Here is a 13,407-nt window from a genome sequence, read left to right as displayed (position 1 = left end):
CCGCGCTAAAGCACGACTTTGCACGATAGCTGCGAAGCGGTGCTTCGGTCGCAATTCACCCATGAATATCATCGACATTCGTACCTCCTTGTACATCAAAGCTCGATTCGAAAGAGTCGGGTTTTTTTGCGTTTTGAATTTAAAAAAGCGTCGATGAAGTTGTAGACAGAGCGGTGTTGTCTACTCATCCATGAAGCTAGAGTATCTGGCAGTCTTTGGGGACACTTCCCTGTGGAGGGCTCCTTTTGCGCTGTGAATAGGTCTGCGTTCTCTACAATTACTCATTTCACCTTGCGCAAAGGCCGCGCTAAAGCACGACTTTGCACGATAGCTGCGAAGCGGTGTTTCGGTTTCTCGTCACCCTGACAATCATATCTAGGTTCATCATGCTAGAAAGCCTGTGCTCACTGGAAGGTACAATGAACTAAGTATTCACCCTGATGCATTTTTTGTTTCAGTCCGCCAGTGAGTTGCTGTGCGACTAACTCCGGGCTGCCTGCAACCGAGTGGAGCGTACAGCCACGTGACTCTAAATAGTTTGGCATTTGGCTGCTGTCTATGTCCCACACTATTGGCTCTCCCAGCTTGTCCAAATGGTGATACAGTAATTTAGGTATCGTGTTTTTGGGGCTCTCCTGGGGTTCCAGGGTGGAAAAAATAAATTGAGTGTCACGACCCGCTAAAACTCGGATCGAATCAAAAAGCAAATTGACGTCCTGTTCGCTTAAATACATTAAAACACCCTCGCAGATAAACAGCGTTAAACGTTCTCGGTAAAATGCGCTAAATTCAGCGAGTGCGGTATTTAACTTTTGTTGAGCAAAATCCACAGCTAAAAAATGGATATTCTGATCCTGAGCAGTTCCCTGTTCGAATGCCTTGACCTTGAGGGCTTGGGTGGAAGGGTGATCAATTTCAATAAAGTTAACCCCAGGGTGGACTTGTTGAAGACGCCAACATAACGAGTCAAACCCTGCGCCTAACACCACAACTTGAGTGACGCCATTTGAGATAGCATTCAGCGTTAGTTGCTCAATATGCCGCTTGCGCAGAACATAGTGCAGGGATATACCCGGCAGCAACAGGCGCTCCTTTAATTTTGAAAGTTTGCAAAACCACCAACTATCGAGTTGTTTGAGTCTGTGGCGGCCATGCTGGCTGCCTAGCAGTATCTGACGTGATACGGAAATCACGTTCTCGTCGACTAAGTTTCCGTGTGGAGAGTTTTTAGCGGCAAATAACAGGCCCTGAGCCACGGTAAAAGCGGTAGAACTGGCTTCATTGTCTTTCATTATCTGGCCTCACTATAAAAAACAATGCTGTTTTCTGTTAGGCCGATACAGCCAGCTTGTGCCTGGCGCTCCAAAAAGGCCTGGCTTTCATCACGCTTAATCCCTGATATTACAGAAAACGCATGTCCGCCCATTCTGACAACACGTTGATGCGGCTTTCGCAGCATAGGTTGTGCGGTTTTTGCCAGTTGCTCCAGAAAAAACGCTAATCTTTCCTCGCGCGAGGCATGTGCATAAATGAGGGCTCTGCGGCCAACATCTCGAAGTTTTTGTTCCATCACTTGGAGGACTACTTTCATATAGCTCTGATCTTGATTGACCTGGTGCCAGAAGTCTTTTTTCTTTAGTACCAATAGATCGGTGTTAACGATGGCTGTAGCGTTGACAGTGCGTGCCTGTTCATCAAACAGACATGATTCACCGAATAACTCTCCGGCCGTTAGGGTCGCAAGGTCAAAGTCCTGTTGTTCGGTCGTTGTGTCCATGGTGATGCTGATGGCGCCACTGCTGATAAGGTAAGCTTCATTCGCATTTTCATCTTCAGTGTTAAAAATCGCTGTTCCAGCGCTGACCAGCAAATACTCATAGCATTGTGAGAATAACTCTGTCAGTTTTGAGTGTGCTCTTGGGCCACCAAATGCCCATTGAGTGATCTGCTGCATGGTGCAGTGCATGGGTACCATAGAAACGGAAATATGTTCATGTCGGACTTGTGCGCCCAGGGCTTTCAGGCCCATGCGTTTGTATAGGGCCAGCGTTTCTATGTTCGCGGTCGTGATTATATCAGTGACGCCTCTTACTTCGCCGATATCACAACTCAGTTTAAAAAGCGCTCGAAATAAATCGCGACGATTTCGCCATCTGGCATCAATCGCAAACATCCCCGAGTTTGCCAGCAAGGGGAGGGGTAAGTCCTGTGATTGGGCTTGTTCAATAAGTTGCATGCGGTATTGGTTGAAATCGTACATCTGGTCCGCTGGCAGTCTTAGCGCACCATCGATAACCACACGTATTGTGCCAACCGGTGTTTCGCCATCATAGGCGATAATATTATAGCTATCAGGCATACCATCAAACATATCCATAATAATTTGTTGCGGATTTGCCTGCATATAGGCGTATTCTTCCACGTAAACCCGATACCTGAGTTGGTATACATGATTAAGCTCAACCGGCGTAGTAGCAACTTTGACTCTGATAGACATTGAACAAGACTTTATATTGTTTATTGCAAAACTGTATTGTAACCTTTATTTATTAAAATTATAAAACGATTAATGAAATAGTCGTGGGGAGGCGGGAGTTTAGTGACCTGTTCGCAATGACCGGCGGGTACATTTTCTCTTGTGGACACCGCTGATAAGTGCGCATTTTCATCACGCACTTTAATATTCAGCACTACCTGACAAATTGGAATTGAAGATCTTATTTGAAGAATAAACAGCATAATGCTCGCTGAGGGGCAATGGATTACGCCCCATAGAAAGCAAGCTAGCAGAGATATTCCGAATTAATTACATTGCTCTGATATACCAAGTTTTCATCTAATATTAGCTCGGCTTCTTGTTCCGACGCCGCGAGTTCCCCCCGGCTTAATACGTGTAGTTTTAAAAGGTCATAAACAGATATCTGGTGGAAGTTTAAAGATGCTTTGAGCAGCGTTTCAATATTGGCGCGATTGTTGTGGACATTATTACAAGACTCAAGCTGGTTAGAAGAACCGGCCAGATCAAGCCAAATAACCTCTCGTTCTTTAATATCGAATACCGCAACCATGCATGAATGACTTGTCGCACTAATAGAGATTCTTTGCTCTACAGTCGTTGCATCAAATATTTCACCGGCCTGGCCTTGCTGCTCTCGAAACATCCACCCTGCATTGGCTTGTTGTGAAGGTAGTGGGCCACCTGAGTAAACCCTAACATCCAGCGAGATATAACGAATACTGCTGTCTGTGATAGAGTCGAGCTCTATATCAATAAATTCGCACGCGCCATGCGGCTCTGGCGCATGGGTTATGTCGCCACTGTGGACAGCCCTGTAGTTGTTACAAGACCCGTCGCTGCGAAGTGCGTAATAGGCAATTTCTGAGTGAAAAGTCAGGGACTCCGTTAAAAAACACGCTGATAAGTCGATGTCGTCTCCAATCCAATGGACAAAAAATCGCAGTACATTTTTATCGCCCATCGGTAACCGGGTTCCACGTTGAACAACCTTCAACCCTTCAGCAGCGGTTCGCATTTGCAGTGGTACCGGTGCTTTTGCTAGTGCTGGAGCTATCCAGACTTTTCCGAGGCCGGGCAATCGCGAAAAGCGTGCCATAAGTGCATTGGTTATCATCTCAACTAATCTTTGCAGTATCGACGCGGCAATCCGTGGTAAGTCACCGTTAAGCACCATTGCTTTGGCTATTTGGCCTTTTGGTATCGCGACCCGAGTCATTGTTACAGTGTTCTGATCAGCGCCGCTTTTTGCGTTATCGCAGGCGCTACGATGGTTAAAGTGCCCCAACATTTGTACCAGAACCCGAGTATCGACATCTGAAATTACGCCTGAAAATCTATCCAGTATGACTTTTGCTTCATCTTCAGAGAACACACGAAGTAGGTGGTCGACCCGCCTGGCAAACTCTCCGGGTTTTTTAGCAAGCAGGTCCAAAAGAGGCGTCAGCGACCGATCTGTCAGTGCTTGTTCAATACTGCCATTGTATCCCTGAAGCTTGCCATTTCTGAGTTTGGCTGCGATTTCTCTGCTAACAGGTGCCTCTTCGAATGTTCCAATGTGTAAACAATGAAACAATCGTTTCCATTTTCCCTTTTGGCGAATGATGTCATCTATGTTGATAACTGGCTCTAGCTTTTCTACAAGCCAACGGCGATCTGCTTTGCTCAACTTGAACTTCGTATTTGAGGCCAGGGATATATCACCTTTAGACAAGTGCGTTGCAACGCGCAGGATATCTGTTGCAGTGGTAAGAGGAAGCTCTGAAATAGACGGCATATTGGCCAGTCTGCCTTCAGCGATTAGCTGGCAGCGCGTCTCCTTAAATGGAATGTCATCTGGTATATGTTTTTCCAGCATTTGTTCATCAAACTGGCTGACAAAGTGACGAATAATTTCCCGGTCAAACTCGGGAAGTGACGCGTTGCTGGAAAGTATATCGCTGAAAATACGAATATACTCGTTACTCGAAATCAGTCCAATGGGCTTTAACTTGACAGCCTCTGACAATGGCAATCTGAGTTCTTTTGTATAATCTGGTTGCCAGGCACCCTGGCTAAAATAGTGCCCCATTGCATTAAAGAAGAGTTCGACCTGGTGTGCATCATAAACTTGCTTTGGGAAATTGGGATATAGTGGCTCCCATACCTTGTCTGCCCCCACCAATGTCTGAAGAGTCTGAAATATCGATGCGCTTTGCTGGGGATTACAGATAAGTGCATTGAGTGCCTCGTCCTCAAAAATAAACCCCAGTTCGATGGCTTCAAGTTGAAGTTGCATTTTGCTTTCTTTCCGGCTCGATGCCAAAGCAGGAAGTACAATTGAGAGCTTCTTGCGTATGGCTATTTCCTGGGCAGGAAAGGGGAGATACGGGTTTGAATCGGGATTATCTTTTGAAGCATCTTCCCTGGTCAAGTGCGTGTGCAGAATTTTTGCCCAGAAATCATCTTCCAACATTTGTGACATTAAACTCTCTTCATAACTTTATTTTGTGTTAGACTAGAACCGAGGCTATGGTGTACCTTCCTTCTAATACATTATGATATCTAGGTACACCGCTTTCCTCAACTTTCGACGCCTCATACATCCCCTGTACATTACTACTCTATGCTCAATGAACTTGTGTTCATTGCTGTTGGTCCGCTGAATTTAAACGCTTAATGACAGCCACCAAGGGCCTACATTTTTTACTCGAATGGTTTACAAAGGGTTGGGTTTAGGCAGGTAAATCCCGTTGCTGGTTGGTGTTCTCTAGGTCAAATAACTCCCGGCTCGGGGCCGGGAATAGGGTATTGCTGGCTATTTGGTTTTGGGCACCACTTTATAGATCCCGCTGCCGTCTATGCCCAGGTAGAGATCACCGTTCGGATGCGTGGCGATGCTGCGAACGCGTCCGGCACCTTCGAAGAGTTTGCTATGGCCAACCACCTTGTTGCCATCGAGCTCAACTAATACCAGGTGAGCAAACTTCATCGCGCCAACAACTAAGTGACCTTGCCAGTGTGGATATTTATCACTGGTAACGAACGCCATTCCTGAGGGGGCGATTGAAGGTACCCAAACCCAGTCCGGTTGTTGCATGCCGGTACGGGAGGTCTCATCGGTGATCTTGGTGCCGTTGTAGTTGATCCCATAAGTAATGACGGGCCAGCCGTAGTTGCGTCCTGGCTTGATAATGTTAATTTCATCACCGCCGCGCGGGCCATGTTCATGTGTCCAGATCTCGCCAGTTTCGGGGTGCATAGCCATTCCCTGCGGATTTCTGTGGCCATACGAGTAGACACTTTTCCGTGCATCTTTTTGTTTTGCAAACGGGTTAGATTCCGGGATGCTGCCATCAGCATTGATACGGTGTATTTTGCCAGCATCATGATCTAAGCGTTGGGGATGTACATCCCGGTTGCCCCGGTCGCCGATTGAGAAATACAGATAGCCGTCTTTATCGAATTCAATACGAGAACCAAAATGGAACGCACGTTCGGTATTTGGGTAGCCATCAAAAATTAATTGTTTATCGATCAGCTTCATGTCTTTCAGTCGGGCACGCATGATAGAAGTGTTACTGCCTTTTTCTTTGCCTTCAAAGCCCGAATAAGAAAAGTAGATCCAGCCATTTTTATCGAAGTTAGGATCGATCTCGATATCCAGCAGGCCACCCTGGCGCTCTGCATGTACCTCAGGTACGCCTTCAATAGGCTTGTCGATTAGTTTCCCTTCTTTGATCAGGCGGAGCTGACCCGACCTGTCCGTGACCAGCAATTCCTTGTCATTTAGCCAAACCATTCCCCAGGGGATCTGAATGCCTCTGGCTACCAGCTCCAGCTGATAGCTGTCCGCGCTCTTTGCCAGTTCGATGGTCTGCGGCTCCACAGCCTGAACGCCTTGAGCAGAGATAAATAATAAGCTTAACGCAATTTTGTTTAGTGTTTTCTTCATGCTTGTTCAACTTAAGTCCACAGAAAGATACTCACAGGTTAGCGTGTTTTGGTAAAAAATGTCGGCAGGTGCGGTAAGTGACAGGTATCCTTCTGGGGTTGCGTGTGGACGAATTTTTGCTCACTTAAGTCAGTTGAGTGAAATGCAGCCAGAATGGCTCATGACTCTATCATTCCTAACGTTTCTTTAACTTTGTCGGTGTTGGTTACAACTGGGTTGCCTTTAACTTTATGATAGTTATCGCAATTTGCTTTATCTCGGTAACTTTGTTTGGGTTTGGATAAAAACAGCCTGACTGCATTTTCACTACAAGTTTTACAAACAGAAACGCCAATTCCGAAGTCTTTAACATGCCTTACATTGTTGCGAATTTCTTTAATTTGAACGTGTCAGCGTTGTCATATAGGCTTGCGCGAATTTTTTAGCTTTCCCCGGAATGTGTACCTATGTCATTTAGTTTTCGACATACAGCTTTGCTTTCGAACGCCTTACTGTTTGGCGCTTCACCTGTTTTCGCCAATACCACTGAACTGGATACACTCAAGCGTGAACTGGCCAGCCTGGAACAAAAAGTGGCTCAGCTTGAGGCACACTCTGACAGTGCCGATATACACACAGAAGAACCTGAAAAAGGTGTTCAGGTCGGCGGAGCAATCCGTTTTAACTATGGTATGAACTCTTATGATCAGGACAGTGAACGTCGCGGTGGTGACATAGATTTTGATTTGGTTCGTATCAATTTATCCGGAGAAGTTGCTGAGGTTGGGATCAATGCGGAAGTGCGCTTTCATGACTATATGCGCGTTGTTAAGTTCGCTTATCTGGACTATGACATCACGCCACAGTGGCACGCTCAGTTGGGCTTAGCGCCGGTCCCGTTTGGCAATACACCGGTTGCGTCGCGCAGCTATTTTATGACACCAAATTACTTTGTGGGTCTGGAAGAGGACTATGACTTAGGTCTGGTGTTTAAACGCGCTATGCAGGACAACTGGCAGCTTGATTTGGCGTTTTTTAAAAATGATGACCATGGAGGGATTGACGGGTCGGCAGAAGATCGTCAGGACCGCTACTCTGTAGATCTCGTTGGCCTGCGCGGTGCAGGTGAAGGGGTCTATGATGCGCCCGGTCAAAAACTAGCTGAGTACAATACGCTGGCAGGACGCTATGCATATCAGTTTGAGCATGAGCTAGGGCAAACCCAGATTGGCGTGTCTGCGCTGCATGGTGGTCTGGATAATGGAATTTCCCGCGCTGGCGACTATCAGGCCTGGGCAGTGCATGCGTCCAACCGGTATGAGCAATGGTATTTCCACATTCAACATACTGAGTATGATTATCAGGTTGATGCGTCAACACAACTGGTTGTGGCGGCAAATGCCATGTATGACACCATAGCGGCAAAAGCTTCCTCAACCACTTTGGGCGTGTCGTACGATTTATCGGTGGCATTGGGACCCATCGAAGATCTGACTCTGTATAATGATTTTGGTTTGATGCACGATAAGTCCGATGACAGTGCTAACACCTGGATGAATATTACCGGTGTATCTGTCGCTGCGGGTCCAATATTTGCCTATATTGATCTGGTACATGCTCAAAATCAGCCCTTTATTGGTGGCACGCTTGTCGGTGATAGTGATGACTTTGAGCGCCGTTTTAACATCAACGTAGGCTATTACTTCTAATTCCGGCCATCACGCAACCTCTGAGCTGAATGCTCAGAGGTTGCGTTGAGCAGCGTGAATTACAGCTTGCAGTAATCCCCAGAACAAGCCAGTTTTGAGCACTGCTGAGAGCAGTCTACCATCGACGTAATCACACATAATATGCCTGCAGAAATAGATGCAGCTTCCTGACCGCCAGCTACCTGAGGTGTAGCATCCTTTGCCAATCCAGCGTGCTTATCCGATAAACGTTTTAATTGGGTCTTTTTAACCTTTAATTTCATGATTATTCCTTGTTGATATGGGTATTTAATAGTCTCGGACAGCGTCTTTTTTTGGGTTGATTAGGTGCGCCGCCCACTGTATTTAATCGCATACAAATTAATTGGTCAAACATTTTTACTAAATAAAAATATATCTAATAAATACAGTGGGGTAGTGTTTTTTGAGTCAGTAATTCAAGGAAGACTGGTCGACTTACTAAGTGATTGGGAAAATCACTTCCCATCGTATATTGTTCTTATTGTGTAATAGAACAATGCATTTGATGTAAACCTGTGTTGAGTGCAGAAGCGTGTGTCGATTGAAGTGGGTTGGTTTATCGCGGCGCCGTTTGGAGCACGGCGCCTCAGGTTGGTTAGTTGTCTAACCCAAATGGATCGTCGATTGACTGTGCAGGTTGGGTAAACCATTTTGGTCCGTTTGAGGTCATGTAAAAATGATCTTCCAGTCGGATGCCAAATTCACCCGGAAGGACCAGCATAGGTTCATTGGAAAAGCACATACCGGCCGCCAGCGGCTGCGGATTGTCTTTTACCAGATACGGCCATTCATGAATGTCCAGTCCAATACCGTGTCCGGTGCGGTGTGGACAGCCAGGTAACTGATAGTCAGGCCCCAGGCCTTGTTCGGCCAGATAGCTGCGGGCAGCGAAATCGACATCACCACACGGAGTGCCAATTTGTGCGGCCTCGAATGCGGCGAGTTGGGCATTTTTTTCGTGTTGCCACATAGTGCGTTGATGCGCTGTTGGTTCACCGAATACATAGGTCCGGGTAATGTCACTCAGATAGCCATGGAGCTTACAGCCGGTATCTATTAAAACTACATCACCCTGTTTTAGTGTTTGTGGATCTTTCACACCATGAGGAAAAGAGGTCGCTGTGCCAAATAGCACAATACAAAAATAGTTACCCGTTGCACCTACTTTACGGTGCGCTTCGTTAATAAAGGTTTCTACTTCTGTTGTGGTGATCCCTTCATGGAGTATCGAGGCGGCCGCTTTGTGCACGGTCAGCGTCATGTCCATGGCCCGCTGGATCAGGGCCAGTTCATTAGCGGATTTATGCATACGACAATGCGCAGTGACACATTTAGCATTGATCAGGTTAAGTGCAGGCCCTGCCTGGCGTATACCATCGGCGATAAAAAAGGCCGCGCTTTCATCAATACCTAGCGTGGCATCGGGTGCGATGTGTAAGTCGTTCAGTACTTTGACAAGCAAACTGTAAGGCGACTGCTCCTCCTGCCAGGTATGCATGGGACCTTCAATGACCTGATAGTCTTTGATTGAGCCAACTTCGAAAAAGGGCACAATGAACTGGACGTCGCCTTGCGCCGGTAAAACTGCCCCGACCATACGCTCGCTTGGGTACCACTGCAAGCCAGTAAAGTACTTCAGGTTGGTGCCTGCATTAAGATAGACTGCGGCAATCTGATGCTCGCGCATATAGGCTTGCGCTGTTGCGATACGCTGCTGATATTCTTCTGGTTTAATTGCAACTACGTCCCGGGTCATGTCTGTCAGTGCAGCCAGTGCCGCTTCACGATTTTGGTAACCTATGCCTTTCATAGTGATTCCTGTTTGTTATTCGTTATTGAAAACGCGCAATACTGTACGGGCCAATATCCAGCGTTGTGGGTTGGTTTGCAATGCATTGTGCGATGAGCTCACTGGTGATTGCGGCCTGAGTAAGGCCCAGGTGCTGATGTCCCAGTGCAAAAAAGATATTTGGGTGATCTGGCGCCTGCCCTATAACAGGTAAGGAGTCAGGGAGTGAGGGTCTGGGACCCATCCAATGTTCGCCTTGTACTAAAGTGTCGCTGCCTTCAAGCAAAGCCCGGGCATGCGTCAGTAACATATCCGCACGCTCATAGTTGGGTTGGGTGTCCAGCCCGGCAAACTCCACCGTGCCCGCAAGGCGCAGGCCCCCTTGCATGGGGGTCATAATAAATTGTCTGTCTGCCGAGGCAACCGGGCGGCTGAGATTGCTGGTGATGGGTAGCATATTGTGATAGCCGCGTTCTGCTTCGATAGGGAGCTTGTAGCCCAACTGTGTACATAGCGTTTTACTCCATGCCCCGGTTGCCACTACAAGCCGTTCAAAGGTATGGCAGCCATGTGATTGCGTGGTTACCTTTATCTTTGCACGCTGAGGCTGTTTTGTATCTGCATTAAGTAGCGCTATCTTATCAACTTTGGCTTTAACAAAGGTGCCACCTAACGCGGTAAACTGTTGGAACAGGGTCTGGCTCAGCTGGTAAGGGTCCGGTGTGTGGCCGACTTGAGTAAAAAAGAGTGCGTACTGAACACGTTGATCCAGGCCGGGTTCAAGGGCAAAAAGTTGAGTGCGGTTCAATAGCTCAACGGCAACGCCTTGTTGCTGATATTTCTGCTGTAGAGCACGGATCTGCTCAATCTTATCATGCTCAAAGGTCAGCAAGCTGCCACGCATGCTGATGTTGTTTTCGAAGTCTTCTTGCAGGAGCTGCTTAAATGCTGGCAGGGCGGCTTCATTCAGTGCGCGCAGTGCCCGGGTGTGGCGTTTAAACCGGCCCGGTAACATATTAAGGCAAAAGCGGCTAAACCAGGGAAATGCGGTAAGCAGGTATTTATGGTCAATCCGTAATGGGCTGAGCTTATCCAGCAGCATCATGGGTAAGCGGGGCAGCAGGGCTTTGTCTGCCAGTGGAAATACTTGCTCTGTTGCGAAATGGCCGGCATTACCCCGCGAACACTGCTCGCCAATACCAGCCGGGTCGTAAAGTGTGACCTTGTGTCCCTGACGGGCAAGTTGCAATGCATTACACAGGCCTACGACTCCGGCTCCCACAACTGCAATTTGAAGTGAATGTGTCATTTTTATTCTCGTTTGTCAGATTGCATTTTACCTACCAGAAGTCCCCGTGAAGCACATGAAAAAATTAACCCCATAAATTTCATTGGTTTACTAATTTTAATGCCCCGATTTTTGACATTCTGATCATTTTCTTAAATTTGGATATTGATTATTGTATACAATATACCTATGATGGCAAGCACAAACTAAGTAGAGGACTTATCATGAAAGTAGATTGGCAGGGTGTTTATCCCGCAGTAACGACCCAGTTTAATGACGACGAAAGCATTAACTTTGAAACCACCAAAACCATGATCAACACCCTGATTGAAGAGGGTGTACATGGCATCATCGTGCTGGGAACAGTCGGTGAAAACTGCTCACTACGTGCAGAAGAAAAACGTGATGTATTGCGTGCAGCAAAGGAAGTCGTTGCAGGACGAGTACCAGTTATTTCTGGTGTGGCTGAAACCACGACTGCACTGGCCGTTGAGTTTGTGCGTGACGCAGAGGAAATCGGGGTCGATGGTTATATGGTACTGCCCGGGATGGTCTACCGTTCAACAGAGCGCGAGGCCATTCATCACTATCAGCAGGTAGCTCGTAACACAAACCTGCCTGTCATGATTTATAACAATCCGGTGACCTATGGCGTGGATGTGTCTATCGAAGGCATGAAAGTGCTGGCAGAGGAAGCCAACATTGTTTCAGTGAAGGAAGCGACTGAAGATACGCGCCGGATCAGTGAACTATTTTCAGCCTTTGGTGACCGTTACGTGGTGTTCGGTGGCGTGGATGACATCGCGCTTGAAAGCTTAATGCTGGGTGCAACAGGCTGGATCTCAGGTCTGACAAATGTATTCCCACGCGAATCTGTCGCTATTTACAAGCTGGCTCAGCAAGGTCGTTACGAAGAAGCTCGCGAGTTGTGGCGTTGGTTCCTGCCTTTGTTACGCCTGGATACTATCCCGACTCTGGTTCAGTGCATCAAGTATGCTGAACAACTGGCGGGTCGCGGCAGCGAAGTAACACGTTCACCGCGCTTGCCACTGACCGAGGAAGAGAAAGCTTATGTGCGCCGTTTGTATGATGAAGCGCTCACAAACCGGATTGATTTAAGTCAGTTTAATCTGGATTAAGCCTATGAATAAGGGAACATTCTTTTGCATTGACGGGCACACCTGTGGCAACCCGGTAAGACTGGTCACCAGTGGGCATCCGCAGCTTGAAGGCGCAACTATGAGCGACAAACGTCAGCACTTTCTGGCTGAGTTTGACTGGGTGCGCCGTGCGCTGATGTTTGAGCCGCGTGGTCACGACATGATGTCCGGGTCATTCCTGTATCCACCTACCACAGAAGATGGTGACGTAGCTATTTTGTTCATTGAAACATCTGGCTGCCTGCCCATGTGTGGGCACGGCACCATAGGCACAGTGACTTTTGCGCTACAGCAAGGCCTGGTGACACCAAAAGAGCCGGGACGGTTGCGGCTCGATACGCCTGCGGGTCGTGTTGATGCTTATTATTCAATGCGCGATGGCCGGGTGGAGTGGGTCAAGCTGTTTAATGTTCCCGCATTTTTGGCACATCGGAATGAGGTGATCTCAGTCCCCGGTATTGGGGAGCTGCAGGTCGATATTGCCTATGGGGGTAACTTTTACATTATCGTTGAACCCCAGGGGAATTTTAAAGGCACACATGCGACGAGCGCAGCCGAGTTACTGGCAATGAGCCCTAAAGTACGCGATGCAGTGAATGCACAGATTGCTTGTGTACACCCTTTAGATCCGACTGTATGTGGCGCCTCTCACGTGCTTTGGACCGGCGACCCAAAACAACCCGGCTCCAGCGCTGCCAATGCGGTGTTCTATGGTGACAAAGCAATAGACCGCTCACCCTGTGGAACCGGTACCAGCGCGCGGATGGCGCAGCTGTTTGCGAAAGGTGAATTGCAAAGTGGCGAGGATTTCGTCCATGAAAGCTACATCGGCAGCCAATTTATTGGCCGGATTGAAGGTACAACAGAAATAGCGGGTCACAGTGCCATATTACCCAGCATACAGGGTTGGGCTCGTATTACAGGCCATAACTGTATCACTGTGGATGACGACGACCCGTACGCGTTTGGGTTTCAGGTGCTTTAACTAAGGTGAGGCGACCAGGTTGCCTCA

At 47.7% G+C, this 13,407-nt stretch carries 10 protein-coding genes; 3 read left to right on the top strand and 7 right to left on the bottom strand.

Features of this window, described 5'->3' with window-relative positions; all coding sequences use genetic code 11:
- Positions 1-404: 404 nt before the first annotated feature.
- From QNM19_RS20905 to QNM19_RS20890, 4 genes are all read right to left on the bottom strand, one after another.
- Positions 405-1,292 (bottom strand): class I SAM-dependent methyltransferase, encoded by an 888-nt coding sequence (locus QNM19_RS20905; protein WP_049866173.1) that lies wholly within the window; start codon positions 1,290-1,292, stop codon positions 405-407.
- Positions 1,292-2,497: an N-acyl amino acid synthase FeeM domain-containing protein gene (locus tag QNM19_RS20900; RefSeq protein WP_284027168.1), complete on the bottom strand. Its 1,206-nt coding sequence runs from the start codon at positions 2,495-2,497 to the stop codon at positions 1,292-1,294. The genes QNM19_RS20905 and QNM19_RS20900 overlap by 1 nt, the downstream gene beginning before the upstream one ends.
- Positions 2,498-2,783: 286 nt before the next feature.
- Positions 2,784-4,979, bottom strand: a complete 2,196-nt coding sequence (locus QNM19_RS20895; RefSeq protein WP_284027167.1) for a TerD family protein — start codon at positions 4,977-4,979, stop codon at positions 2,784-2,786.
- Between the two features lie 333 nt (positions 4,980-5,312).
- Positions 5,313-6,449, bottom strand: a complete 1,137-nt coding sequence (locus QNM19_RS20890) for a PQQ-dependent sugar dehydrogenase (RefSeq protein ID WP_049864994.1) — start codon at positions 6,447-6,449, stop codon at positions 5,313-5,315.
- 446 nt (positions 6,450-6,895) lie between these two features.
- Between QNM19_RS20890 and QNM19_RS20885 the strand changes: the two genes are divergently transcribed.
- Complete coding sequence (locus tag QNM19_RS20885) at positions 6,896-8,137, top strand: hypothetical protein (RefSeq protein WP_049864995.1); 1,242 nt, start codon at positions 6,896-6,898, stop codon at positions 8,135-8,137.
- Between the two features lie 59 nt (positions 8,138-8,196).
- Here the strand turns inward: QNM19_RS20885 and QNM19_RS20880 are convergent, their stop codons facing one another.
- The 3 genes from QNM19_RS20880 to QNM19_RS20870 all read right to left on the bottom strand — a co-directional run bounded on the left by QNM19_RS20880 (position 8,197) and on the right by QNM19_RS20870 (position 11,256).
- Entirely contained in the window at positions 8,197-8,400 is a 204-nt protein-coding gene (locus tag QNM19_RS20880) for a hypothetical protein (protein ID WP_010385530.1), read from the bottom strand.
- Positions 8,401-8,753: 353 nt separating this feature from the next.
- Positions 8,754-9,968 carry a M24 family metallopeptidase gene (locus QNM19_RS20875; RefSeq protein ID WP_284027166.1) on the bottom strand — a complete coding sequence of 405 codons (1,215 nt, stop codon included), beginning with the start codon at positions 9,966-9,968 and terminating at the stop codon, positions 8,754-8,756.
- A 22-nt stretch (positions 9,969-9,990) separates the two neighbouring features.
- Positions 9,991-11,256, bottom strand: coding sequence for an NAD(P)/FAD-dependent oxidoreductase (locus QNM19_RS20870; RefSeq protein ID WP_284027165.1), 1,266 nt, complete (start codon positions 11,254-11,256; stop codon positions 9,991-9,993).
- Between the two features lie 203 nt (positions 11,257-11,459).
- Between QNM19_RS20870 and dapA the strand changes: the two genes are divergently transcribed.
- Positions 11,460-12,374, top strand: a complete 915-nt coding sequence (gene dapA / locus QNM19_RS20865) for a 4-hydroxy-tetrahydrodipicolinate synthase (RefSeq protein ID WP_049864996.1) — start codon at positions 11,460-11,462, stop codon at positions 12,372-12,374.
- A gap of 4 nt (positions 12,375-12,378) precedes the next feature.
- Complete coding sequence (locus QNM19_RS20860) at positions 12,379-13,380, top strand: 4-hydroxyproline epimerase (protein ID WP_049864997.1); 1,002 nt, start codon at positions 12,379-12,381, stop codon at positions 13,378-13,380.
- Positions 13,381-13,407 lie beyond the last annotated feature (27 nt).

Origin of the sequence: Pseudoalteromonas ardens, from assembly GCF_030125445.1 — a bacterium.
Lineage (GTDB): Bacteria > Pseudomonadota > Gammaproteobacteria > Enterobacterales > Alteromonadaceae > Pseudoalteromonas > Pseudoalteromonas ardens.
Note: the sequence above shows the minus strand (reverse complement) of the source record. Positions and strands in the feature narration are given on the sequence as shown.